Annotated in this window: 19 protein-coding genes; 10 read left to right on the top strand and 9 right to left on the bottom strand. The window is 70.6% G+C overall.

Features of this window, described 5'->3' with window-relative positions; genetic code table 11:
* The first annotated feature begins 13 nt into the window (after positions 1 to 13).
* Together ABZX02_RS04760 and ABZX02_RS04755 are read left to right on the top strand one after the other, a co-directional pair.
* The gene (locus ABZX02_RS04760; RefSeq protein WP_030467939.1) at positions 14 to 247 is read left to right on the top strand and encodes an Lrp/AsnC ligand binding domain-containing protein; all 234 of its coding nucleotides are present in this window, start codon (positions 14 to 16) and stop codon (positions 245 to 247) included.
* 23 nt (positions 248 to 270) lie between these two features.
* Entirely contained in the window at positions 271 to 834 is a 564-nt protein-coding gene (locus ABZX02_RS04755; protein ID WP_355294821.1) for a DUF3515 domain-containing protein, read from the top strand.
* Here the strand turns inward: ABZX02_RS04755 and ABZX02_RS04750 are convergent.
* Positions 831 to 1,880 (bottom strand): D-alanine--D-alanine ligase family protein, encoded by a 1,050-nt coding sequence (locus ABZX02_RS04750; RefSeq protein ID WP_355294820.1) that lies wholly within the window; start codon positions 1,878 to 1,880, stop codon positions 831 to 833. The genes ABZX02_RS04755 and ABZX02_RS04750 overlap by 4 nt on opposite strands.
* A 56-nt stretch (positions 1,881 to 1,936) precedes the next feature.
* On the opposite strand from ABZX02_RS04750, the gene ABZX02_RS04745 reads away from it, so the two are divergent.
* Positions 1,937 to 2,884, top strand: a complete 948-nt coding sequence (locus tag ABZX02_RS04745) for a GNAT family N-acetyltransferase (RefSeq protein ID WP_355294818.1) — start codon at positions 1,937 to 1,939, stop codon at positions 2,882 to 2,884.
* Here the strand turns inward: ABZX02_RS04745 and ABZX02_RS04740 are convergent.
* On the bottom strand, positions 2,868 to 4,238 hold the full coding sequence (locus ABZX02_RS04740) for a PLP-dependent aminotransferase family protein (protein ID WP_355294816.1): 1,371 nt from the start codon (positions 4,236 to 4,238) through the stop codon (positions 2,868 to 2,870). The two genes, ABZX02_RS04745 and ABZX02_RS04740, sit on opposite strands and share 17 nt — an antisense overlap.
* A gap of 67 nt (positions 4,239 to 4,305) precedes the next feature.
* Here ABZX02_RS04740 and ABZX02_RS04735 point away from each other — a divergent pair, with 67 nt between their 5' ends.
* Positions 4,306 to 4,950 (top strand): pyridoxamine 5'-phosphate oxidase family protein, encoded by a 645-nt coding sequence (locus tag ABZX02_RS04735; RefSeq protein WP_355294814.1) that lies wholly within the window; start codon positions 4,306 to 4,308, stop codon positions 4,948 to 4,950.
* Here ABZX02_RS04735 and ABZX02_RS04730 read toward each other — a convergent pair.
* The 4 genes from ABZX02_RS04730 to ABZX02_RS04715 form a co-directional block, all read right to left on the bottom strand.
* Positions 4,931 to 5,389, bottom strand: a complete 459-nt coding sequence (locus ABZX02_RS04730) for a cysteine dioxygenase family protein (RefSeq protein WP_355294813.1) — start codon at positions 5,387 to 5,389, stop codon at positions 4,931 to 4,933. The two genes, ABZX02_RS04735 and ABZX02_RS04730, sit on opposite strands and share 20 nt — an antisense overlap.
* A 116-nt stretch (positions 5,390 to 5,505) precedes the next feature.
* Complete coding sequence (locus ABZX02_RS04725; protein WP_355294811.1) at positions 5,506 to 6,573, bottom strand: cystathionine gamma-lyase; 1,068 nt, start codon at positions 6,571 to 6,573, stop codon at positions 5,506 to 5,508.
* Positions 6,570 to 7,580 carry an NAD(P)H-dependent glycerol-3-phosphate dehydrogenase gene (locus ABZX02_RS04720; protein WP_355294809.1) on the bottom strand — a complete coding sequence of 337 codons (1,011 nt, stop codon included), beginning with the start codon at positions 7,578 to 7,580 and terminating at the stop codon, positions 6,570 to 6,572. The genes ABZX02_RS04725 and ABZX02_RS04720 overlap by 4 nt, the downstream gene beginning before the upstream one ends.
* A gap of 2 nt (positions 7,581 to 7,582) precedes the next feature.
* On the bottom strand, positions 7,583 to 8,290 hold the full coding sequence (locus ABZX02_RS04715) for a lysophospholipid acyltransferase family protein (RefSeq protein ID WP_355294808.1): 708 nt from the start codon (positions 8,288 to 8,290) through the stop codon (positions 7,583 to 7,585).
* Between the two features lie 71 nt (positions 8,291 to 8,361).
* On the opposite strand from ABZX02_RS04715, the gene cofC reads away from it, so the two are divergent.
* The 5 genes from cofC to ABZX02_RS04690 all read left to right on the top strand — a co-directional run bounded on the left by cofC (position 8,362) and on the right by ABZX02_RS04690 (position 14,917).
* Positions 8,362 to 8,985: a 2-phospho-L-lactate guanylyltransferase gene (cofC, locus tag ABZX02_RS04710; protein WP_355294806.1), complete on the top strand. Its 624-nt coding sequence runs from the start codon at positions 8,362 to 8,364 to the stop codon at positions 8,983 to 8,985.
* A 45-nt stretch (positions 8,986 to 9,030) separates the two neighbouring features.
* Positions 9,031 to 10,002: a hypothetical protein gene (locus ABZX02_RS04705; protein WP_355294804.1), complete on the top strand. Its 972-nt coding sequence runs from the start codon at positions 9,031 to 9,033 to the stop codon at positions 10,000 to 10,002.
* A gap of 171 nt (positions 10,003 to 10,173) precedes the next feature.
* Positions 10,174 to 11,334 (top strand): acyltransferase, encoded by a 1,161-nt coding sequence (locus ABZX02_RS04700; protein ID WP_355294802.1) that lies wholly within the window; start codon positions 10,174 to 10,176, stop codon positions 11,332 to 11,334.
* 371 nt (positions 11,335 to 11,705) lie between these two features.
* Positions 11,706 to 14,000 (top strand): RNA degradosome polyphosphate kinase, encoded by a 2,295-nt coding sequence (locus tag ABZX02_RS04695; protein WP_355294800.1) that lies wholly within the window; start codon positions 11,706 to 11,708, stop codon positions 13,998 to 14,000.
* A complete protein-coding gene (locus tag ABZX02_RS04690; RefSeq protein ID WP_355295013.1) occupies positions 14,000 to 14,917 on the top strand; it encodes an NUDIX hydrolase in 918 nt (305 codons plus the stop codon). Before ABZX02_RS04695 ends, ABZX02_RS04690 begins: the two co-directional genes overlap by 1 nt.
* A gap of 535 nt (positions 14,918 to 15,452) precedes the next feature.
* On the opposite strand, the gene ABZX02_RS04685 is transcribed toward ABZX02_RS04690, so the two are convergent.
* The 3 genes from ABZX02_RS04685 to leuC all read right to left on the bottom strand — a co-directional run bounded on the left by ABZX02_RS04685 (position 15,453) and on the right by leuC (position 18,332).
* Complete coding sequence (locus ABZX02_RS04685) at positions 15,453 to 16,133, bottom strand: HU family DNA-binding protein (RefSeq protein WP_355294798.1); 681 nt, start codon at positions 16,131 to 16,133, stop codon at positions 15,453 to 15,455.
* A 187-nt stretch (positions 16,134 to 16,320) separates the two neighbouring features.
* The gene (gene leuD, locus ABZX02_RS04680) at positions 16,321 to 16,923 is read right to left on the bottom strand and encodes a 3-isopropylmalate dehydratase small subunit (RefSeq protein WP_355294796.1); all 603 of its coding nucleotides are present in this window, start codon (positions 16,921 to 16,923) and stop codon (positions 16,321 to 16,323) included.
* A 2-nt stretch (positions 16,924 to 16,925) separates the two neighbouring features.
* On the bottom strand, positions 16,926 to 18,332 hold the full coding sequence (gene leuC / locus ABZX02_RS04675) for a 3-isopropylmalate dehydratase large subunit (protein ID WP_355294794.1): 1,407 nt from the start codon (positions 18,330 to 18,332) through the stop codon (positions 16,926 to 16,928).
* Between the two features lie 73 nt (positions 18,333 to 18,405).
* On the opposite strand from leuC, the gene ABZX02_RS04670 reads away from it, so the two are divergent.
* Positions 18,406 to 19,107 carry an IclR family transcriptional regulator gene (locus ABZX02_RS04670; RefSeq protein ID WP_053736944.1) on the top strand — a complete coding sequence of 234 codons (702 nt, stop codon included), beginning with the start codon at positions 18,406 to 18,408 and terminating at the stop codon, positions 19,105 to 19,107.
* Positions 19,108 to 19,481 lie beyond the last annotated feature (374 nt).

The following is a 19,481-nucleotide window of genomic DNA, read 5'->3' as shown; positions in this document are numbered from 1 at the left end:
GAAGGGGCACGCCGTGGTGCATGCATACATCCTCATCCAGACCGAGGTCGGCAAGGCCGCCGCAGTCGCCTCCGAGATCTCCGGGATCGCCGGGGTAGCAACCGCAGAAGACGTCACCGGTCCGTACGACGTCATCGTCCGCGCCGAAGCGGAGACCGTCGACCAGCTGGGCCAGCTCGTCGTGGCGCGCATCCAGAACGTCGAGGGCATCACCCGCACGTTGACGTGCCCGGTGGTTCACCTCTAGCCAGCCCGTGTTGTCATAGCCGGGTGACTCAGCAGGAATCCACGTCGGCGCTGTCCCGGCCGCTGCTCGCGGCGGTCGGGCTCGCCGTGCTGCTCGCCATCGGTGTCGCCGGGCTCGGTCTGTGGCTGGGCACGGGAAACCAGACCGAGGACGTGCCCGGTCGCACGGGTCCCCTCGCTCTGGTCTCGATCGACGCCCCCTCGGCGGGCAGCCCGGAATGCGCTTCCCTGGTCGAGAAGCTCCCGCAGCAGCTGCCGTCCGGGAAGGACATGCTGCCGCGCCGGGAGCTCGCCTCGCCGGCCCCGCCCGCCGCGGTGGCGTGGGGTGACGCCGCACACGATCCGGTGGTGCTGCGCTGCGGCATGCCACGTCCGGCCGAGCTGACCGCCACCTCGCAGCTGCGCGTGATCTCCGACGTCCAGTGGCTGGAGCTGCCCGGTTCGGACAGTTCCACCTGGGTGATCGTCGACCGCGCCGTGTACGTGGCGCTGACGGTGCCCGCCGACGCGGGCACCGGACCGTTGCAGGACATCTCCACGACCGTGCGCGACCTGCTGCCCAAGCAGCCGGTCAAGACCCAGCCCTAGCGCAGACCCGAGCCGCGGGCGATCGCCGTCTCGATCAACGTGGTCAGCAGCGTGGCGAAGTCGATGCCCGTCGCCTCCCACGCCTTGGGGTACATGGAGATCGGCGTGAACCCCGGCATGGTGTTGAGCTCGTTGATGACCAGCCGGTGGTCCTCGGTGAGGAAGAAGTCCACCCTGGACAGTCCCTGGCAGTCGAGCGCCTTGAACGCGGTGACGGCCAGCTCGCGCAGCTGCGCGGTGATGTCGTCGTCGAGCTTCGCCGGGATGTCGGCCTCGTAGGAGTCGTTGACGTACTTGGCCTCGAAGTCGTACCAGTCGGCTCCCTCGCCGACCGGGCGCAGCTCGGCGGGCAGCGAGGCCTCGATCCGGCCGTCCGGGAACTCGAGAACCGCGACCTCGATCTCGCGGGCGTTCGGCACGGCGGCCTCGATGATGACCTTCGGGTCGTGCCGGCGCGCCGCGAAGATGGCGGCGTCGAGGTCCGCCCAGTCGTCCACCTTCGAGATGCCGACGGACGACCCGGCGCGCGACGGCTTCACGAAGACCGGCAGGCCGAGGTGCTCGCGCTCGTCGAGGGTCAGCGTGGTGGCGGCGCGGTCGAGGGCGACGAACTTCCCGACCTCGATGCCCTCGGCCTGGAGGATCTTCTTCGCGAAGACCTTGTCCATCACGGCCGCCGACGCGAAGACGCCCGGCCCGACGTAGGGCAGGCCGCCCAGTTCGAGCAGGCCCTGGATCGTGCCGTCCTCGCCCCACGCGCCGTGCAGCAGCGGGAAGACGACGTCGACGTCCTTGAGCGCGACGCCCGGTTCGACCGCGGCGACGGTCTGGTTGCGCAGCGTCGGGAGGGTGCCGGTGCCGGCCTCCAGCTCCCTCGGGTCCTGGCCGAGTGCCCACTGCCCCTGCGGCGTGATGCCGACCGGCACCACCTCGAACCGGTCCGCGTCGAGGTGCGGCAGGACGCTCTTGGCGGACTGGCAGGAGACCTCGTGCTCGGAGCTGCGGCCGCCGAAGACCACGGCCACCCTCGTCTTGCGCTGCGTCATGCCGGGGACCCTACCCGTTTGGGCGATTGTGCCTACCTGCCAGTTAGCCTCGCCCGGTGCTGGAGATCAAAGTCCTCGACCTGGACGACGAGGCCGCGGTCGGCGCGTACGTCGACGTGTGGCTCACGGGACATCCCACGACGAACCGGCAGTGGGCGATCGAGTCGCTGTGGGAGCCGAACCCGGACTTCGGTGAGGTCGTCCGGCTCGTCGCGCGGGAGAACGGCGCGGGGGTCGGCATCACGTCCGTGGGGCTGCTCAACGGCGTGAACTCCCATCTGGCGGTGGGCACCATCACCGTGCACCCCGAGCACCTCCGGCAGGGCATCGGCACCGCACTGCTGGAGGCGTTGCTGCCGGAACTGCGCGCCCGCGGCGGCGAGGCGGTGGAGGGCTGGGGCGTCGTCAAGGGCAGCGCGGGCGAGCGGTGGGCGCTGGCGAGCGGTTTCCGCCTGGTCGCGGGCAGGGTCCTGCAACGGCTGACGATCGCCGACGCCGTCGCGGACCAGAGGGTGGCGGACGGGTACCGGCTGGAGCGCTGGACCGGGGCGGCGCCGGAGCACCTGCTGGTGTCGCTGGCCGCGACCCGGAACTCGATCCGCGACGCACCGGCCACCGGGTCCGCGCGGCAGGACCCCGAGTGGACTCCCGAGTCCGTCCGGGCCGACGAGGCCGAGGCCCGCGCGGCCGGGGCCGAGCTGCGGGTCGTCGCCGCGGTCGAGGAGGCCTCGGGTCTCGTCGTGGCGCAGACCGACGTCCCGCTGCACTCGGGCGACACCACCGACACGTTCTGGGGCAGCACGATGGTCACGCCCGCCCACCGGGGACGGGGACTCGGGCTCGCCGTCAAGGCGGAGATGGTGCGCTGGCTGCGGGACGAACGGCCGGAGCTCGAACGCGTCGACAGCGGCACGGACGCCTCGAACACCCACATGATCCGGGTCAACGCGCAGCTGGGCTTCTTCACGAACCGCGAGGTGGTCGTGGTCAGCCGCGCCCTCTGAGCAGCTCGGTCAGCACCGGCAGCGCGCTGACGAGCTGCTCCCGTGAACAGGCGCTGTAGCCGATCACGAGGCCGTGCAGCTTGGCCCGGTTCACGTAGTGGCGGGCCAGGCCGTCGACCCGCAGGCCGCGTTCCAGCGCCTGCCTCATCAGGTCGCGTTCCAGCTCGGCGTCGGGCAGCAGCACCACGACGTGCGCGCCCGCGTCGTCGCCGAGCACCTCGATGCCGGCGTCGGCGAACGTGTCGATGATCAGCGCACGCCGTTCGGACAGCTCCCGCCGCAGCTTGCGCAGGTGCCGGCCGAGGTCGCCGGTGCGGGCCAGCTCGACGACGACCCGCTGGCCCGCGGCGGCCGGGCTGGTGCCGGTCAGGTCGCGGTGTTCGAGGACGGTCGTGGCGATGTGCTCGGGCGCCACCATCCAGCCCGCGCCCAGGGTCGGCGTGAGGATCTTGCTCGTGGTGCCGAGGTGGACGACGACGTCCGGGGCCAGCGCCGCGAGCGACGGCAGCGGCGCCACGTCGTAGCGGAGCTCGCCGTCGTAGTCGTCCTCGATGACGAGCCAGCCGTCGCGCCTCGCCCGTTCGACCAGCGCGACCCTGCGCCCGGCCGACATGCGGCCACCGAGCGGGTACTGGTGGGCGGGCGAGCAGTAGACCGCCTTCACGCCCGCCGGCACGGCGTCCGGGAGCAGGCCCTCGGCGTCGACGGCCGCCTGGACCACGCGCAGGCCGTTGGCGCGGAAGACGCCGACCGCTCGTTGGTAACCGGGTTCCTCGACGGCCACCGCGTCGCCCCGTTCGAGCACCGCGACCGCGATCTCGGTCAGCACGGCCGTCGTGCCGCCGGTCGCGAGCACCGGGTCGGCGTTGACGGCCAGGCCGCGGTGGCGCAGCAGGTGCTCGGCGATCGCCTCGCGGTACTCGGGCAGGCCGGCGCGTTCGGGGCGGGACAGCGGCGGTGCGTCCGCGGCGGCCCGCCACGCCCGGCGCCAGGCCGCGCGGTCGAGGCCGCTCGCCCAGGGAGCGCCGGTGCCGAGGTCGACGAAGTCGGTGATGGCGGGCACGAGCGGCTTGCGCGAACGTTTGCGCAACGGACCGGGCGGCGTCGTGGTGACGTACGTGCCGGAGCCGTGCCGACCGGCGATCCACCCCTCGGCGTGCAGCTGTTCGTAGGCGGCGGCGGTGACCGTGCGCGAGACTCCGAGGGAGTCGGCCAACGCGCGCGTGGAGGGCAACCGGTCGCCCGCGCGCAGACGGCCTTCCGACGCCGCGGAGCGCAGTGCGTCGGCGAGCTGGACGGCGAGCGGTTCGGCGGACTCGCGGTCCAGCGCCACGGGGAGCGCGGTCTCAGCCAAAGTGGCCTTCTCGAATCGACGGAAAATGGCGCTTCAATAATGCCACTTCCAGCGCCACAGTAGAACCATGACCTCTGACGTGCAGCTCTCCCCCACCCCGCGCAGCACCGTCGTCCGCGGCAAGAAGAGAGCCGTCGAAGACCGCCAGGTGCTCTACGACATCCTCGACGCGGGCCTCGTGTGCCATCTCGCCGTGGAGGTCGACGGGGCGCCGTTCCTCATCCCCACCGCGTACGGGCGGGACGGCAACCGCATCTTCCTGCACGGCTCGACGGGCTCACGGTCCATCAGGAGCATGCTCGAGGGCAAGCAGGTCTGCGTCGCCGTCACGCTCGTGGACGGCGTCGTCTACTCCCGCTCGGTGTTCCACCACTCGATGAACTACCGGTCCGCGATCATCCACGGCACCGCGAAGCTCGCGGAGGACCAGGAACACGCGTTGAAGGTCCTCGTCGAGCACGTGACGCCGGGCAGCTGGGACTACGCGCGCGAACCGTCCAAGAAGGAGCTCGCGCAGACCGCGGCGCTGGAGATCGACCTGACCGAGGCCAGCGTGAAGGTGCGTCAGGGCGGGCCGGGCGAAGAGCCGTCGGACCTCGAGGCGAACCTCGTGTGGGCCGGGCACATGCCACTCGTCCAGTCGTGGGGCGCGCCCGTGCCGCACGAGACGGACAAGCCCGTCCCGCCGCACGTCAGCGGACGGGGCCGGTGACCGGGTCGTAGCGGTAGGGGTTCATGGCGCGGGTGCCGTGGCGGTAGACGTGGATCGACACGGCCGGGTCCACGCCGTCGTTGCGCACCTGGTGCACGTAGCCGGGACCCCACACGCGCGACTGACCGGCGTGCAGCGAGTGCACGACCTGGATCTTCGTGGTGACGACCTCGGTCAGCAGGCCGCTGACGACGGTGAACGCACCGGACGTGTGGTCGTGGTCGTGCAGCGAGGCGACCTGGCCGGGCAGCCAGCTCATCAGCCAGATCTCCTGGTCGCCGGTCTTGTCGACCAACGCGGAGAAGCGCTCCTCCGGGTCGTACCGGAGCAGGTGCTTCCAGCGGTCGCGTTCGGCGGCCCACTTCAGGGCGACCCGGACCGGGTGCAGGAGCTGGGTGTTCTCAGGCAGAACGAGGCTGTTCTCGGGAACGGCGAACATCGGGAGAGAAGTCCTTACCAGGCGAGCGCGAAAGAGGACGCGGGACTATCGCCAGGTACAACAGCAACAAGCGTTGAAGGACATGGAGCAGAGGGTCCCGGAACCGGAACCCTCCGTCAATCCAGTCCCAAGGCGTGGGACACGTCCGCGACCAGGTCCCGAGTGTCCTCGCAGCCGGCCGAGAAGCGCACCAGCCCTTCGGGCACTGGGTCGCCGAACTGCGCACGCCTGTCCGCCGTGGAGTGCAGGCCGCCGAACGACGTCGCGGCCGAGACGAGCTTCGAGCGCGCCAGGAACTCGTTCACCGCATCGGCTGATTCCAGCTCGAACGTCAGCACGCCGTTGAAGCGCCGCATCTGCTGCGCCGCCACGAGGTACGCGGGGTCGTCGGACGCCCCGGGCCACCGCAACCCTGCCACGCGGCCCTTGAGCAGCTCGTAGATCGCCGCCGCGTTCTCCGCCTGCCGCGCGAGCCGCAGGTCGAGGGTTCCCAGACCGCGCAACGCGAGCCACGTCTCAAACGGGCCGGGGATCGCGCCGTTCAGCGTGCGCGCGTCCCGGACCCTGTTCGCCAGCGCGGGATCGGCGAGCGTCACGTGTCCGAAGAGGACGTCGCTGTGCCCCGCCACCGCCTTGGTGTCCGACGCGACGACGATGTCCGCGCCGAGCTCCAGCGGCCGCTGCCCGAGCGGCGTCGCGGTCGTGTTGTCCACGGCCAGCAACGCGCCCGCGGCGTGCGCCTGCGCGGCGAGCTCGGCGATGTCGCAGACGTCCAGACCGGGGTTGGACGGCGTCTCCAGCAGGACCAGCCGCACGCCCTCGAACGACGGGTACGGCCCGGCCGTGGGCACCTCGACGACCTCGACGTCCATTTCGGACACGAACTTGCGGGTGAGGAAGTAGCCGTCGGACGGGACGGCCAGCACATCGCCGGCGGACAGCACCGTCCGCAGCAACGTCGAGATGGCCGCCATCCCGGACGGGAAGACGACGCACTCCCCGCCCTCGAGCGATCCCAGCGCCGCTTCGAGCGCGCGCCACGTCGGGTTGCCCGCGCGGCCGTAGTAGTCCTGACCGCCCAGGTGGTACGCCGAGGCGAACACCGGCTGCGCGCCGAACGGGTCGCCCGGTTCTCCGGAGACGGCGTGCACGACCCGCGTGCCGTCACCGAGCTCGGGGGTCACTGGCGCTCGTGCTTGCGGTCGCGGCCCAGCAGCGCGGCACCGAGCTCGCGCACGCTCAGCCCGTCGTGGCAGACCTGGTGGACGCCTTCGGTGATCGGCATGTCGACGCCGTTCGCGGCGGCCAGCTCGCGGATCGACGAGCAGGACTTCACGCCCTCGGCGACCTGCCCGTGCGCGGCCTCCTGCGCCTGCGCGAGGGTGTCGCCCTTGCCGAGCCGTTCGCCGAAGGACCGGTTGCGCGACAACGGCGACGCGCACGTCGCGACCAGGTCGCCGAGGCCGGCGAGACCGGCGAACGTCAGCGGGTCGGCGCCCAGCGCCGCGCCCAGCCGCGCCGTCTCGGCGAGACCGCGGGTGATGATCGACGCCATCGTGTTGTCGCCGTAGCCCATGCCCGCCGCCATGCCGCACGCCAGCGCGATGACGTTCTTGCACGCCCCGCCGAGCTCGCAGCCGACCACGTCGGTGTTGGTGTACGGGCGGAAGTACGAGTTCGAGCACGCGTGCTGCAGGTCGACCGCGCGGTCGTGGTCCGTGCACGCGATGACCGTCGCGGTGGGCTGCTCGACGGCGATCTCCTTGGCCAGGTTCGGCCCGGACACCACGGCCACCTGCGACTCGTCGACGCCCGCGACCTCCCGGATCACCTCGCTCATCCGCTTGAGCGTGCCGAGTTCGACGCCCTTGGACAGCGACACGAGCGTCGCGTCCGGCGGCAGCAGGTCCTTCCAGCCGGACAGGTTGGCGCGCAACGTCTGCGACGGCACGGCCAGCACCACCGCGTCCGCCCCGTCGAGCGCCTTGGCCGGGTCGGAGGTGGCCGCGAGGTTGGCGGGCAACGAGATGCCGGGCAGGTAGCCGGAGTTCACGCGGGTCTCGGTGATCTCCGAGGCCACCTCCTGGCGCCGCGCCCACAGCACGACCTCGGGTCCGGAGTCCGCGATGACCTTCGCGAACGCCGTGCCCCACGAACCGGACCCCAGCACCGCAACGCGTTCGATCGCCATGGTCAGGCCTTCCTCGGTCCGTAGAAGCCCTCGGGGGCCGGCTCCTGGCGCAGCTCGGCCAGGTGGCGCTTGACCTCGCCCATCAGCAGGTCCGTCACCTCGCGCAGCAACGGGAGCGTCTCCTCCTTGCCGCGGTACGCGGAGAGGTCGACCGGCTCACCCACGAAGTGCGTGATCGTCTTGCGCGGGAACGGCCGGAACTTCTTCTGATAGTGGTTGTAGAGGTCGAGCGTGCCCCAGCGGGCGATGGGGATGACCGGGCCGTCGTGCTGCAGGGCGAGCCTCGCCACGCCGGTGCGCGAGTTCGCGGGCCAGCCGTCGGGGTCCTTGGTGATCGTCCCTTCCGGGTAGATCACCACGCACTTGCCGTCCGCCAGCGCCTCGTGCGCCGCGCGCAGGCTCTGCTGGGCGTCCGCGGTGCCGCGGTAGACCGGGATCTGCTTCGCGCCCTTCAGGATGGCGCCCATGATCGGCACGTTCCACAGGCTGTGCTTCCCGAGGAAGCGCGGCACCCGTCGGTTCTTGTGCACGAACATGGCGTCGTAGCACGGGTCGAGGTGCGAGATGTGGTTCATGACGAGCAGTGCGGCACCTTCGCGCGGGATGCGCTCGCCGTGCACCATCCGGTGCCTGCCCAGCACGAACGACAAGGGGTAGACGATCGCCGCGGCGACCCCGACCCAGAAGCCGCCCTTCTCCCTGTTGGCCACGAGGCCTCTCCTTACCTGCGTAGATCTGCGCCCGGGAGCACAGTAGTCGTCAAATCGTGGACTATGGCGAGGTGCGAGACGAAGTTGACCTCGTTGTCCCGGTCAAGACGCTGGACCGGGCCAAGACCAGGCTGACCAGCGCGACCGGCGGCGATCCGGTGTCCCACGCGGCGCTGGCGCTCGCCCTCGCGCTCGACACCGTGAGCGCGGCCCTGCGCACGCCCGGCGTCCGCCGAGTGGTGACCATCACATCCGACCCGGCGGTGGCGTCCGAGATGGCCGCGCTGGGCGTCGAGTCGCTGCCGGAACCGTCGCTGCCCGGCCTGAACGAGGCGCTGCGCCACGGCGCGCGCACGCTCCGCTCGTCCCGCGTCGGCGCGCTGCAGGCCGACCTGCCCGCTCTGCGCCCGGACGAGCTCGCGGCCGCGCTCGGGGCCGCGGCCGGGCGGCGCGCGTTCGTCCCGGACCGCCAGGGCACCGGCACGACGCTGCTCCTCGCCGCGCCCGGCGGAGAGCTCGACCCGCGCTTCGGCGTCGGATCGGCGGGACACCACCGGCTCTCCGGCGCGCTCGCGCTCGTCGGGCCGTGGCCTTCGCTGCGCTGCGACGTGGACACGGAAGAAGACCTGCGCCTCGCGCTCTCGCTCGGCCTCGGCGAACGCACCGCGAACGCCCTGCCCGCCTGGACAACCTGAGCACGCGCCACGCGTCTTCCGGGGTGATCACGACTTGGGAGACTGATGCGAGCGCTCATCGCGCTGGCGGGGATCACGGCCGTCGCGGGCTGTGTGGCCGCCTTTCCGATCGACCGGCCGTCCGACTACACGGCGGAGAGCAAGCTCGGCACGTGCCGGGTGGACTTACCCCAGAGCTGGAAGGACCTGCTGTCGCGGGACAGCACGGAGGCGGGCCCGCACGAGAAGGTCACCGTCGTGGCGGCGAACGGCGACGGCGGCACCACGCTCGTGAAGACGAAGCGCAACCGCACGACCGAGCTCGTGCTGCACGACCACGGCAAGCGCCAGCAGGTCATGGCGGTGCAGAACGACGGCCAGCTCTTCGGCGTCGAGTTCGACGGCCGCTGGGTGACGTTCTCCACGACGCCCGGTCCGTCCGACCAGACGACGACGTACGCGTGGGACGCGCGCGACGACGGCGCCCCGGTGCGGATCGGCGGCAGCGGTGCCGTGGTGCACAACGGGAAGGCGGCCTGGTCCGACAGCGCGGGCGTGCACCTCTTCGACCTGGCGCGGAAAAAGGACAGGGTCGTCGGACAGGGCAAGCGACCGGTCTTCCTCGGTGACGCGGTCCTGTGGCAGCAGGACGGGAGGTTCCGCTCGGAGAGCGCGGTGCCCGAGCAGCTGCGGAACGCCGAACCCGGTGACAGCGTGGCCTCGGACGGCCGCACCGTGGTGTGGGCGCAGGGCGAGAAGCTGATGGGCTGGCGGGAGGGCTGGCCGCAGCCCCGTGAGCTGGCGGCGATCAGGTCCGTGCCGCTGACGGAGGGCATCGTCTTCCCGCGGGTCAGCGGTGACTTCGTGTCGTGGCAGTCGGAGTCGTCCTACGTCACCGACATCCGCAGCGGCGCGACGACGCACACCACCGAGGGCGGTTACTGGCTCGAGGTGCACGGCGGTGCGCTGACCCGGCAGGGGTGGCGCGTCGCGGCCGCAGCGCCGCTGGAGAAGCTTTCTCCGCTTTATCGCTGCTGACGCGAGGTTTTCGCGATTTCCCTTCTCGCGGAGGGCGTGACGAAGACCACGAAAATGTTGGTTTGAGCAACGCAACGGGGAACCCCGGCACCTTTACATCCGTATCCCCCTGTACCGAAGGCGTTCCCCCAGCGCCGCATCCCCGACGCGTTGCCCCTGAGGTGTTCCTGCATGAGTTCATTGACGCACGCCGACTACCTGGCGTTGCGCCGCTTTCCCGCTCTCGACGGCCTGCGCGCCATTGCCGCGGTTCTCGTCGTCTTCTTCCACTACGGCGGTCCCGACTGGCTGCAGGGCTGGGCCGGGGTCCAGATGTTCTTCGTCCTCAGCGGATTCCTCATCACCACGCTGATGCTGCGCGAGGAACGCCGCACCGGCCGGATCTCGCTGCCCGAGTTCTACCTGCGGCGGGCGTTCCGGATCCTCCCCGTCTACTTCGTGCTCCTGCTCGTGACGGTCGTGGCGTCCGCGATCGCGGGCACGTTCCTGAGCAACGGCATCGGCCCCGCGCTGCCGTACTTCTTCTCGTTCACCAACGAGTTCGCCGGCGCCAGCCCGTACGGCCAGTCCTGGTCGCTGGGCATCGAGCAGAAGTTCTACCTGGTCTGGCCACTGGTCGCGATCGCACTGGGCACCGTCGTGCTGCGCCGCCGCGCCGGTGCCGCCGCCCTCGGCATGCTGCTCGCGCTCGTCGTCGTGAACTTCACGTCGTCGCACAGCAACCCCGGCTGGCCGTTGCACTACTTCTCGATCCTGACCGGCGTGCTGCTCGCGACCGCGCTGCACAGCCCGCGCGGATTCGCGCTGCTGCGCCCGCTCACCAGCCGGTTCGCGCAGATCCTCGCGTGTGCCGGATTCGTCGCGGTGCACCTGAGCGTGAAGCCGATCGCGAGTTCCCTCGACGGCCTCAACGGAATTCCCGGTCACGTGCTGGTCATTCCGGTCTACGCGCTCGCGACCGCGCTGTTGCTGACCTCGTTGATCGCTCCGGGACCGGCCACGACTTTCCTGTCCGTGAAACCGATGCAGTTCGTCGGTGAGCGTTCGTACTCGCTTTATCTGGTGCAGACGATCGCCGCGACGATCATCGCGTTCTTCTGGCCCGCTTTGTCCGGTGTCGGACAGTCCGTCGTGGTCACGGCGCTGGGATTGGCGCTCGCGAGCGTTCTCTACGTGACGGTGGAGATCCCGATGATCGACCTCGGCCGGAGGGTGATCACCCGCCGGCGCGCGAAGGCCGCGGTCCGGGCCGGCATCGCCGAGCAGGACCAGGCCCGGCAGGCTCCCGCCGAGCAGCCGCGGCTGGCCGCCACCGCGCAGTCGCCGCGCTAGCCGCAGTCCGGGGCGGGCGGACCACCGCTCGCCCCGGACGGGTGTGACCGGTGTTCCGCCTGGGGCCGCTGGGGTTCCGGCGCGGTCCACAGCGGACGCGGGCCACTAAGGTTCTGCTCCGTGCAGGCGACTGTGTCTACTTTTAACAGCGACGGTTCCGCCGCGGTCCTCCGAGATGACGGCGTTCTCGTCGACGTGAGTGCCGAAGCGGTCACGGCGGGTGGCTGGCGGATGCTGCGTCCGGGTCAGCGGGTGACCCTCGAACGTAGTCCCGACGGAGTCGTTACCGCTCTTCGCATGCCTGTTCTGTGACGAGGAGTTCACCAGACGGTCGTCCTGGTTGGGGGCGCTCACGGCGATAGTGCGACACAATGCGTGACGTGAGCACGGACGACAACGACGGCAAGGCGACACCCTCCCGACGCCGCTCCACGCGCGGCAGAACGGCGGCCACCCCGCGCACGGCGGCGCCGAAGAGGCAGCCTCGCGCGGCCACCAGGCGGGCGTCCAACCCACGGACGAAGGCCGAACCGCCCCAGGAGCCGGTCGCCGCGCCCACGCGCGGTGTGCCCTCCGCCCCGCCCGCGGTGACGCCCAGCTCGTTGCCCACGGACCTCCCGGACGACCGGTACTTCAACCGTGAACTGTCCTGGTTGGACTTCAACGCCCGCGTGCTCGCACTGGCCGAGGACTCCTCGCAGCCGCTGCTGGAGCGCGCGAAGTTCCTCGCGATCTTCGCGTCGAACCTCGACGAGTTCTACATGGTGAGGGTCGCGGGCCTGAAGCGGCGCGCGGAGACCGGGCTCACGGTGCGCAGTGCGGACGGGCTCACGCCGCTCGAGCAGCTCGTGGCGATCTCCAAGCGCTCGCAGGAACTCGTGGAGCAGCACGCCCGCGCGTTCCTCGACCACATCCGGCCCGGCCTGGAAGAGCACCGGATCAGCATCGTGACGTGGGGCGACCTCACGGACTACGACCGGCTGAGGCTCTCCAACTACTTCAGCGAGCAGGTGTTCCCGGTCCTCACGCCGCTCGCGGTCGACCCGGCGCACCCGTTCCCCTACATCTCGGGGCTGTCGCTGAACCTCGCGGTGACCGTGCGGGACCCCGAGGGCGGCGGCGAGCGGTTCGCGCGGGTGAAGGTGCCGGACAACGTGCCACGCCTGGTTCGCGTGGAAGCGGACCGGTCGTCCTCTTCGGCCACCTTCCTGCCGCTGGAGGAGCTCATCGCCGCGCACCTGGGCGAGCTGTTCACCGGCATGGAGGTCATCGAGTGCCACGCGTTCCGCGTGACGCGCAACGCGGACCTCGAGGTCGAGGAGGACCGCGACGAGGACCTGTTGCAGGCGCTCGAACGCGAGCTCGCGCGGCGCCGGTTCGGTCCGCCGGTCCGCCTCGAGGTGGCCGACGACATGACCGAGCACATGCTCGAACTGTTGTTGCGGGAGATGGACGTCGACCCGCACGACGTCGTGACGGTGCCCGGCCTGCTCGACCTGTCGTGCCTGTGGCAGCTCTACGGCATCGACCGCAAGACGTTGAAGGACCCGGCGTTCGTGCCGGCGACGCACCCGGCGTTCGGCGAGCGCGAGACGCCGAAGAGCGTGTTCGCGACGCTGCGCGAGGGCGACGTGCTGGTGCACCACCCGTACGACTCGTTCTCGACGTCGGTGCAGCGCTTCATCGAGCAGGCCGCGGCCGACCCGCACGTGCTCGCCATCAAGCAGACGCTGTACCGCACCTCGGGTGACTCGCCCATCGTGGACGCGCTGATCGACGCGGCCGAGGCGGGCAAGCAGGTCGTGGCTCTCGTGGAGCTCAAGGCGCGCTTCGACGAGCAGGCGAACATCAAGTGGGCGCGGGCGCTGGAGAAGGCCGGCGTGCACGTCGTCTATGGCCTGGTGGGCCTGAAGACGCACTGCAAGACGTCGCTGGTGGTGCGCCAGGAGGGCTCGACGATCCGCCGCTACTGCCACATCGGCACCGGCAACTACAACCCGAAGACCGCGCGGCTGTACGAGGACGTCGGCATCCTGACCGCCGAGCCGACGATCGGCGCGGACCTCACCGACCTCTTCAACGTGCTGACCGGGTACGCGCGCCAGGACGAGTACCGCTCGTTGCTGGTGGCGCCCTACGGCGTGCGCAAGGGGATCGTGGACCGGATCAACGACGAGATCCAGCACGCGCAGGCGGGCAAGCCGTCGGGCGTGCGCATCAAGGTGAACTCGCTCGTGGACGAGCAGGTCATCGACGCGCTGTACCGGGCGTCGCAGGCGGGTGTGCCCGTCGACGTGGTCGTGCGCGGCATCTGCGGCCTGAAGCCGGGCATCAAGGGGTTGTCGGAGAACATCCGGGTGCGTTCGATCCTCGGCCGGTTCCTGGAGCACTCGCGGGTCTTCCACTTCGTGGCGGGCGAGGAGTACTGGATCGGCAGCGCGGACATGATGCACCGCAACCTGGACCGCCGCGTCGAGGTCGCCGTGCGCGTGGCCGACCCGCGCCTGACCAAGCAGCTGGGCGACATGTTCGACTCCGCGCTCGACCCGCACACGCGCTGCTGGGTGTTGCGTTCTGACGGAGAATGGGAAGCCTCGCCGTCGGACGGCACGTCCGTGCGCGACCACCAGATGGAACTGCTGCACAAGCACGGAGCTCTTGGGTGATCAAAGCTGCTGGGGCGGTGCTCTGGCGTGACGCCGACGGTGACGTCGAGGTCGCGGTCGTGCACCGCCAGCGTTATGACGACTGGTCCCTGCCGAAGGGCAAACTCGACCAGGGCGAGACGATTCCCGCCTGCGCGGTGCGGGAGATCGAGGAGGAGACGGGGTTCTCCTGCGTCCTCGGCCGCCACCTGCGGCAGGTGTCGTACTCGGTGAAGGACGTGCCGAAGACGGTCGACTACTACGCCGCCCAGGCCGTCTCCGGCTCGTTCGTCCCGAACGAGGAGGTCGATCTGCTGCGGTGGCTGCCGGTCGACGAGGCCTCCGCGCTGCTGACCTACGAACCGGACCGGGACGTGCTGGCCGAGTTCGCCCGCCTGCCCGCGGACCTGCTGGTCGTGCTGCTGGTGCGGCACGCGAAGGCGGGCAAGCGGTCCGAGTGGGAGGACGACGACGACCTCCGGCCGCTCTCGGACGCCGGCTGGCGTCAGGCGGCGGCGCTGCGCGAGTTGTTGCCCCTGTGGTCACCTCTGCGGGTCCACACGGCGCCCAGGGTGCGGTGCGCGGACACCGTGCGGGCGGTGGCAACGGATCTGGCCGTCGACATGGTCGAGGAGCCGCGGCTGTCCGAGGAGGGCTACTGGCCCGACCCGGACGCCGGTCTGGTGCGGCTGCTGGAGGTGGCCGCCCTCGAAGGCCGTGCCGTCGTCTCCTCGCAGGGCGGCGTGATCCCGTCCGTCGTCGAGTCGCTGGCCGGACTGGGTGGTCTGAGGCTCGACGAGATCCCCTGCAAGAAGGGCAGCACGTGGGTGCTGGCCTTCACCAGGCCGTTCGGCACCTGGTCCACTTCGGACTCGCCTTCGCGCTGGCCAACGCTGGTGTCGGCGCACTACCTGGCCTCGGCGCTGCCGCGTCCCTGAGGCCGTCCGCACCGCCTTTCCCACCGCCGTCCGACGGCTCCGACGAAAGTTCGCCTCTGGCAACCAAGTCGGGCCGGAAGGCGGCGGTTTCGCTTGTGCCGGGGGCGTTCACCGGCGCGTGGGCGTTATTTCTATTGGCGGAGTGCGGGTTCGGTGAGTCGGTTCGGGCATTCGCCCCGGGCTGTTCCGGAATTGCGGCGAGTGGCCCGGGAGCCTTGCCGGCGCGCTCGCGGCGAACTCCCGCGCTATGCCCGCCGCACTTCCCAGCGAGCCCGTCCGCTCACTCGCCGGGCGCGGCCGCCGCGCATTCCCCAGTCCCCCGCCACGCATTCCCGACGCCCCAAGCGGACTTTCCCCCACCCGCCCCAGCCTTCAGGTGCCCCAACCACCTCAGCGGCGCTCTGACGCGCTTTCCTGCAGGCCAACGATGTTGCGCCGCCCATCCGGCCCCAGGCACGCGGAAGGCCCCGGTGTGCGCACACCGGGGCCTTCCGCGTGGTTCTGAAGTGACGCAGCCTCCCTCAGGAGGCCCGTCTCACTTCTTCTTGGCAGCCGTCTTGCGAGCAGCCGGCTTCGCAGCCGCGGTCTTCGCAGCGGGCTTCGCCGCAGCCGTCGTCTTGGCGGCGGGCTTGGCCGCGGCCGTCGTCTTGGCAGCAGCGGTGGTGCGCTTCGCCGGAGCCTTGGCAGCCGTCGTCTTGGTGGCGGCGGCGGTCTTCGTGGCGGTCGCCTTCGCGGGCGCCTTGGCAGCGGCGGGCTTCGCAGCGGCCGTCGTGGTGCGACGGGTCGCGGGCGCCTTGGTGGCGGCCGCGGCCGTGCGGGTGCGCGTCGTGGTCGCGCGGGTCGTCGCGGCCTTGGTCGCCGGAGCCTTGGTGGCCGCAGGCTTCGCAGCGGCGGCGGCCGGCTTCGCGGCAGCCTTGGCGGCAACGGCCTTCGGCAGCTTCTTCGCACCGCTGATGACGTCCTTGAACGTCGAGCCGGGGCGGAACGCGGGCACGTTGGTCTTCTTGACCTTCACGGTCTCGCCCGTGCGCGGGTTGCGCGCGGTGCGAGCCGCACGGGCACGCTTCTCGAAGACGCCGAAGCCCGTGATGTTGACCTTCTCGCCCTTGTTGACGGAGCGCACGATCACATCGACGAGCCCGTCAACAGCAGCACCGGCAGTCTTCTTGTCTCCCAGGCGCTCGGCGAGCGCCTCGATGAGCTGGGCCTTGTTCACCTTCAGTCCCTCCCAGGACGCTCACGGCCCATAAGCGTCGGGCCGACTAGAACGCAACGGTAGGCCCAAATCGCGAGAAATACCAATCGCCACGCCAAAATTTTCGTTGTGGCGTGGCTAATTGCGCCCCTTCGAGGGACAGGAGGCGCCGGATTCGCCCCTCTCAAGGGGAGAATCCGGCCCCCTCTCAGACCGCCGGAAGCGGATCCGTTGTGGGCAGCCAAGTCTGGCGATTGCCCTCGAAATCGCTGATCTCGGCCTCGTGGCGCAGCGTCAAAGCGATGTCGTCGAGGCCCTCCAGAAGGCGCCAGCGGGTGTAGTCGTCGATCTCGAAGGGGGCGACCAAGTCCTTGGCGCGAACGGTCTTGTCGGTGAGGTCGACGGTGACCGATGTGCCGGGCTCGGACTCCAGCAGCTTCCACAGCAGCTCGACATCGGACTGGCTGCACTGCGCCGCCACGAGGCCCTGCTTGCCCGCGTTGCCCCGGAAGATGTCCGCGAACCGGGACGAGACGACGACCCGGAAGCCGTAGTCCATCAACGCCCAGACGGCGTGCTCCCGAGAGGACCCGGTGCCGAAGTCGGGGCCCGCGACGAGGACGCTGCCCGCCTTGAAGGGCTCCTGGTTGAGGATGAAGTGCTCGTCACCGCGCCAGGCGGCGAAGAGCCCGTCCTCGAACCCGCTGCGGGTCACGCGCTTGAGGTAGACGGCCGGGATGATCTGGTCGGTGTCCACGTTGGACCTGCGCAGCGGCACACCGACGCCGGTGTGGGTGGTGAAGGCGTCCATGGTCAGTTCTCCAGGTCTGCGGGGGCCGACAGGGTGCCGCGCACGGCCGTGGCGGCGGCGACGAGCGGGGACACGAGGTGCGTCCGGCCGCCCTTGCCCTGCCTGCCCTCGAAGTTGCGGTTGGAGGTCGAGGCGCTGCGCTCGCCGGGCGCGAGCTGATCCGGGTTCATGCCAAGGCACATCGAGCAGCCGGCCTGCCGCCACTCGGCGCCCGCGTCGAGGAACACCTTGTCGAGGCCCTCGTCCTCGGCCTGCTTGCGCACCCGCATCGAACCGGGGACGACCAGCATCCGTACTCCTGAAGCGACGTGCTTCCCCTTGATGACGTCCGCCGCGGCGCGCAGGTCCTCGATGCGCCCGTTGGTGCAGGAGCCGAGGAACACCGTGTCCACGCGGATGTCGCGCAGCGGCGTGCCGGGCTCGAGGCCCATGTACGTCAGCGCCTTCTCGGCGGCCACGCGCTCGTTCTCGTCCGCGATCTGCTCGGGGTCCGGGATGGCCGCGCCCAGCGGCAGACCCTGGCCGGGGTTGGTGCCCCACGTGACGAAGGGGGTGAGCTCGGTCGCGTCGATGGTGACCTCGGCGTCGAACGTCGCGTCGTCGTCGGTGCGCAGCGTCTTCCAGTACTCGACGGCCTTGTCCCAGTCCGCGCCGGACGGCGCGTGGTCGCGACCCTTGATGTAGTCGAAAGTCGTGTCGTCCGGTGCGATCATGCCGGCGCGGGCACCCGCCTCGATCGACATGTTGCAGACCGTCATGCGCGCTTCCATCGACAGCTTCTCGATGGCCGACCCGCGGTACTCGAGCACGTAGCCCTGCCCGCCACCGGTTCCGATCTTCGCGATGACCGCGAGGATGATGTCCTTCGCCGTGACGCCGGGACCGAGGTCCCCGTCGACGTTGATCGCCATCGTCTTGAACGGGCGCAAGGGCAACGTCTGCGTCGCCATCACGTGCTCGACCTCGGACGTGCCGATGCCGAACGCCAGCGCGCCGAAAGCACCGTGGGTGCTCGTGTGGCTGTCGCCGCACACCACCGTCATGCCCGGCTGCGTGAGGCCGAGCTGCGGCCCGACCACGTGGACGATGCCCTGCTCGAAGTCGCCCATGGGGTGCAGACGGACCCCGAACTCGGCGCAGTTGCGCCGGAGCGTCTCGACCTGCGTGCGCGACACCACGTCCGCGATCGGCTTGTCGATGTCGACGGTCGGGACGTTGTGATCCTCGGTGGCGATCGTGAGATCGGCCCTGCGCAGCTTGCGGTTCGCGAGCCGGAGCCCGTCGAACGCCTGGGGGCTGGTGACTTCGTGGAGCAGGTGGAGGTCGATGTAGAGCAGGTCCGGCTCCGCACCACTTCCGTGGCGCACAACGTGTGCCTCCCACACCTTCTCCGCGAGCGTGCGGCTCATCGCGACATCTCCCACAGTATGGACGTGCCGACAGATCTGGACTTCTCACTGCTTGGGAAGTTAGTATCGGCTTGTGGGACAGCATAGCGGGATCGGCGTGCTGGACAAGGCAGTGGCCGTGTTGAACGCCGTGGCAAAAGATCCTTGTGGCCTGGCCGAGTTGTGCAACCGCACCGGCCTCCCCCGAGCAACCGCACACCGCCTGGCCGTGGGCCTCGAGGTGCACCGGCTGCTGCGCCGAGGCTCCGACGGCCGCTGGCGTCCAGGTGCGGCACTCGCAGAACTGGCAGGCGGCGCAACGGACCCGTTGCTGGACGCCGCTTCCTCGGTCCTGCCGCGCCTGCGCGACATCACGGGCGAGAGCGTGCAGCTCTACCGCCGCGACGGGATGCAGCGAGTCTGCGTCTCCTCGGCGGAACCCCCGTCAGGCCTGCGGGACACGGTCCCCATCGGCGCCCGCCTCCCCATGACGGCGGGCTCGGGCGCCAAGGTCCTGGCCGCGTGGTCGGACCCGGGCACCCAACGAGCAGTCCTGGCCGACGCCGTCTACGGCGAACGCACCCTCCTGGAAGTCCGCCGCCGCGGCTGGGCTCAGTCGGTGGCAGAACGAGAGCCAGGAGTGGCCTCGGTCTCAGCCCCAGTACGAGACTCTTCAGGCGCCGTAGTGGCAGCAGTCTCCGTGAGCGGCCCCATCGACCGCATGGGCCGCCGCCCGGGAGCCCGCTGGGCAGCAGACCTACTGGCAGCAGCAGAAGCCCTGCAAAGCCGCCTCTAAAGCACCAACCACCCGAAGGCCGCCCACCCTCTCCAGGGACAGGGCGGCCTTTCGCATGCCCCCGACACGCCGCCCCTTCCCCCCGCGACACGCCCTCACCGTCTCAACAGGCACACCACCAACCGGCCGAACGCCGCTCACGCCGAATCCCGCCCAGCGACGGGAGAAGGTCGAACTCGAGCTGCGAGCAGACGGTTGCCGAGGGGTGGCTGGCGCGCGGCCGGAGGGACGGGGCCGAGGGGGCGACGGATGGGGGCGGCGAGTTGGGAGGGCGGGGCGGGCAAGGGCGAGGGAAGGGGGCGGCGGGCGAGGGCCGAGGGTGAGTGCCGGCGGGCGCGGAGGCGGCGGAGGGCGGCGAGAGCCAGGGACGAGGG

The sequence above is a fragment of the Lentzea sp. NPDC003310 genome, from assembly GCF_040610935.1.
Taxonomy (GTDB): Bacteria; Actinomycetota; Actinomycetes; order Mycobacteriales; family Pseudonocardiaceae; genus Lentzea.
This window is presented reverse-complemented; position numbering and strand designations above follow the sequence as displayed.

What these genes read in the sequence shown, in the direction of transcription:
- ABZX02_RS04730 (WP_355294813.1), bottom strand. Translation starts at nt 5,389, where the DNA reads ATGTTCGCCGTTCCCGAGAACAGCCTCGTTCTGCCTGAGAACACCCAG.
- ABZX02_RS04735 (WP_355294814.1), top strand. Translation starts at nt 4,306, where the DNA reads ATGACCTCTGACGTGCAGCTCTCCCCCACCCCGCGCAGCACCGTCGTC.
- ABZX02_RS04750 (WP_355294820.1), bottom strand. Translation starts at nt 1,880, where the DNA reads ATGACGCAGCGCAAGACGAGGGTGGCCGTGGTCTTCGGCGGCCGCAGC.
- ABZX02_RS04720 (WP_355294809.1), bottom strand. Translation starts at nt 7,580, where the DNA reads ATGGCGATCGAACGCGTTGCGGTGCTGGGGTCCGGTTCGTGGGGCACG.
- ABZX02_RS04700 (WP_355294802.1), top strand. Translation starts at nt 10,174, where the DNA reads ATGAGTTCATTGACGCACGCCGACTACCTGGCGTTGCGCCGCTTTCCC.
- ABZX02_RS04695 (WP_355294800.1), top strand. Translation starts at nt 11,706, where the DNA reads ATGCGTGACGTGAGCACGGACGACAACGACGGCAAGGCGACACCCTCC.
- leuD (WP_355294796.1), bottom strand. Translation starts at nt 16,923, where the DNA reads ATGGACGCCTTCACCACCCACACCGGCGTCGGTGTGCCGCTGCGCAGG.
- leuC (WP_355294794.1), bottom strand. Translation starts at nt 18,332, where the DNA reads ATGAGCCGCACGCTCGCGGAGAAGGTGTGGGAGGCACACGTTGTGCGC.
- ABZX02_RS04705 (WP_355294804.1), top strand. Translation starts at nt 9,031, where the DNA reads ATGCGAGCGCTCATCGCGCTGGCGGGGATCACGGCCGTCGCGGGCTGT.